The sequence below is a fragment of the Sulfurivirga sp. genome (assembly GCF_015490265.1).
In the GTDB taxonomy this organism is placed as follows: domain Bacteria; phylum Pseudomonadota; class Gammaproteobacteria; order Thiomicrospirales; family Thiomicrospiraceae; genus Sulfurivirga.
Genome location: NZ_WFYD01000065.1, coordinates 1 through 3,229, shown reverse-complemented (window position 1 = coordinate 3,229; position 3,229 = coordinate 1). Strand labels below are relative to the sequence as shown.

The window sequence follows — 3,229 nt, the reverse complement described above, 5'->3', positions numbered from 1 at the left end:
TGCCCTGTTCGCGCTGGTGATCGCCGCGCTCATGTGGCTGCTGTTCGACCGGCTGGACCAGCTGGGACTGGCCGCGCTCAACGGCAGTGAACATGTCATCTACGCCACTGGCTGGCAGATTGTCGCCGAGCTGTGGATGCTGCCGGCGCTGGGCGCGGTGGTCATGCTGCTGGCCGTGTTCATATACGTCAAATTCTTCGCCGCCGGCGGCAAACCGGCCTGCTGCGGCGCCGAAACACCCGCAGATGACGCCTGATCCCGGGGTTTTTGTCGGATTTTCCGCCGCGCTGAAGTGGCATCCTGCAAAAATGGGGGAGACCCCGTCATGGCGGCCTGAAACGGGCTAGAAGCGGGTTTGTCGGGGTGTGGCTGCGCAGGCGGCTGGTAAAAACAGGGGAGACCCCATGCGGAAGGGCCGGTGATACCTTACGCCCCGGGCCGGCTGGTGGCAAAAAGACGGATAACCTGTGTTCAGCAGGCTTTTTCACGGTATGCCCGCGTTGCGCAAGTCCGCGGCTGGCAGGCCGTCCTGCAAAAATGGGGGAGACCCCGTCAGAACCGTCGCAGCGGGTCCTGCCGGTAGAACTGCTTCAGCTGCTCATAGACGGCGGGATACGCCGAGTTGAGTGTTTTGGGCGCGGCGAAGAAATACTCCGTAGTCACCGCAAAGAACTCACCCGGATTGGTGGCGGCGTAGGGGTTGATGTGCGGATGGCAACGGGGGCGGCGGATACAGTGGTTGAGGTCGTCGAAGGCATGCTGGAAAGCGTCATGCCAGGCCTTGCCGTCCATGTCCTCATGCAGGGGCGGAAAACCATTGGCGGCATCGTCCACCTGCAGATCAATCTTGTGGGCCAGCTCGTGGATGATCACCTGCCGGGCGTGATGGCCCAGCTTGTGGGGTCTGGCGCTCTGCCAGTCGATGACCACCGGCCACTGCAGGCTGGTCACGCCCGCAAGCGTTACGTCGCGTTGCTCCGTCAGCGGCCCTGTCTCCACGCCGCCAGCCGGCATGCGCCATGGCGTGGGGCGCACGGTCAGTTGCATCCAGTTGTCATACCAGTCCAGATCGTCCGGCAGATTGAGAATGGGGACGCAGGCTTCTGTGGCGATGCAGGCCTTCTGAAAGGGGGTCAGCGTCATGCCGGCCCCCACGATCACCTTCTCGTCCAGCAGGCGGCTGGCCAGCAGGCGCAGGCGGTGCTGTTCCTCACGGCTGAAGCGGCTGATCAACGGCGTGGCGCGCACCTGCTGCCACAGGGAAATAGGAATATGGAACTGGTGCAGTTCGCGGGCGATGCGCCAGCGATGCAGGCGGTTCAGAAGTTTAAGCACAGGCGGCCTCCACGGCGCGGCGCATGCCTTCGATCAGCTGCGCCAGCTCTTCCTCGGTGATGTTGTAAGCCGGCATGGTGTAGATCAGCCGTCCGAAGGGACGCAGCCACACGCCGGCAGCCACGGCCGCATCCTGTGCCCGCTGCGCGCGGTCTTCCGCTTCCAGCTCCACCACGCCGATGGCGCCGAGCACGCGCACATCCCGCACACCATCCAGTTCAGCCAGGTCTTTCAGGCCGTCACGCAGGCGTGATTCTATGGCCTGCACCCGTTGCTGCCACGGACTGTCCAGCAGCAGGCGAATGCTGGCATTGGCCACGGCACAGGCAGTGGGGTTGGCCATGAAGGTGGGCCCATGCATCAGTGCCCGCGGCGGGTTGCTGCAGATCGTGAATGCCACTTCCTCAGTGCACAGGGTGGCCGCCAGCGTCATCATGCCGCCGGTAAGCGCCTTGCCCACGGTCATGATGTCGGGACTGACCCCGGCCCATTCGCTGGCGAACAGTCTACCGGTGCGACCGAAGCCGGTGGCGATCTCGTCAAAGATGAGCAGCACCTTGTAGTCATCCGCCAGGGCGCGCAGCTGGCGCAGGTAGTCCGGCCGGTAGAAACGCATGCCGCCGGCGCCCTGCACCACAGGCTCGATGATGATGGCGGCAATCTCCTCCTGATGGGCGTCCAGCAGACGGGCCAGTGCGGCGATATCCTCGGCAGGTTCGTCCCGAGCTTCGGCAAAGCCGGGCAACGGTGCCGGGGCGAACAGATGCTTCGGCAGCACGCCGGAAAACAGGCGGTGCATGCCATTGACCGGATCGGTCACGCTCATGGCGCCGAAAGTGTCGCCATGATAGCCGTTGCGCACTGTCAGAAAGCGGTGCCTGGCCGGTCGGCGGCGTGCCATCCAGTACTGCAGCGCCAGCTTCATGGCCACCTCTACGCTGATGGAGCCGGAGTCGGCAAAGAACACCTTCTTCAAAGGTGCTGGCGTCAGCGTGACCAGCTGTTCAGTCAGATCAATGGCCGGTTCATGGGTCAGTCCCCCGAACATGACATGCGGCATGGTCTTGAGCTGGCGTGCCGCAGCAGCCAGCAGCTTCGGGTGGTTGTAGCCGTGGATGGCGCACCACCAGGAACTCATGCCATCTACGAGTCGGCGTCCATCTTCCAGAATGATGTGCCGTCCTTCAGTCGCCGCCACAGGTAGAGGGGGCGACGGGGGCGGCAGACAACTGTAGGGATGCCACACATGCTCTCGGTCATAACTCAGGTTGATCATCACGCCTCCCGATGGCAGAACATGTCCGGCATTTTACCTTGGTGACAGGGCGGGGCAGCATGTGGGCAGGCGGCTAGACGCCCCGAATAAAATTTTCATCGCCATGCTTGACATGCCGATGGCAGTCACTAAAATACGCGTCACTTTCGGAGGGTTTCCCGAGCGGTCAAAGGGGGCAGACTGTAAATCTGCTGGCTCAGCCTTCGGTGGTTCGAATCCACCACCCTCCACCAGATTCCGCGGGCGTCGTATAGTGGCTATTACCCCGGCCTTCCAAGCCGGTGACGTGGGTTCGATTCCCATCGCCCGCTCCATTTAAAAAGAGTTTTCGCTCCCGTAGCTCAGTCGGTAGAGCGCATCCATGGTAAGGATGAGGTCACCAGTTCGATCCTGGTCGGGAGCTCCATCTTGGCATAAGCCGGCCACAGTGCCGGCTATAAAAGTTTATACAAACGGGGTTTTCTGATATGGCAAAGGAAAAGTTTGAACGCACGAAGCCGCACGTAAACGTGGGCACCATTGGGCACGTAGACCACGGCAAGACCACCCTGACAGCAGCGTTGACCATCGTTCAGGGCAAGAAGTTCGGTGGCGAAGCCAAGGCCTACGACCAGATCG

The 3,229-nt window shown here is 62.2% G+C and carries 4 protein-coding genes and 3 tRNA genes; 5 read left to right on the top strand and 2 right to left on the bottom strand.

What is annotated here, in order from left to right; translation table 11 throughout:
* Window positions 1-256: hypothetical protein (locus tag F8K16_RS04855; protein ID WP_294947719.1), on the top strand; the 256-nt coding region annotated here is incomplete at its 5' end.
* A gap of 296 nt (window positions 257-552) precedes the next feature.
* Here the strand turns inward: F8K16_RS04855 and F8K16_RS04850 are convergent.
* The gene (locus F8K16_RS04850) at window positions 553-1,335 is read right to left on the bottom strand and encodes a zinc-dependent peptidase (protein WP_294947716.1); all 783 of its coding nucleotides are present in this window, start codon (window positions 1,333-1,335) and stop codon (window positions 553-555) included.
* The gene (gene bioA, locus F8K16_RS04845) at window positions 1,328-2,611 is read right to left on the bottom strand and encodes an adenosylmethionine--8-amino-7-oxononanoate transaminase (RefSeq protein WP_294947713.1); all 1,284 of its coding nucleotides are present in this window, start codon (window positions 2,609-2,611) and stop codon (window positions 1,328-1,330) included. The genes F8K16_RS04850 and bioA overlap by 8 nt, the downstream gene beginning before the upstream one ends.
* Before the next feature lie 148 nt (window positions 2,612-2,759).
* Here bioA and F8K16_RS04840 point away from each other — a divergent pair.
* From F8K16_RS04840 to F8K16_RS04825, 4 genes are all read left to right on the top strand, one after another.
* Window positions 2,760-2,844, top strand: a tRNA-Tyr gene (locus F8K16_RS04840).
* A gap of 6 nt (window positions 2,845-2,850) precedes the next feature.
* Window positions 2,851-2,925, top strand: a tRNA-Gly gene (locus tag F8K16_RS04835).
* 16 nt (window positions 2,926-2,941) lie between these two features.
* A tRNA-Thr gene (locus tag F8K16_RS04830) sits at window positions 2,942-3,017 on the top strand.
* Window positions 3,018-3,078: 61 nt separating this feature from the next.
* Window positions 3,079-3,229, top strand: a 151-nt coding sequence (locus tag F8K16_RS04825; protein ID WP_294947085.1) for a GTP-binding protein, incomplete at its 3' end; no start/stop codon positions are given.

Coding starts and splice junctions, on each gene's coding strand:
- bioA (WP_294947713.1), bottom strand. CDS start 2,611: ATGATCAACCTGAGTTATGACCGAGAGCATGTGTGGCATCCCTACAGT.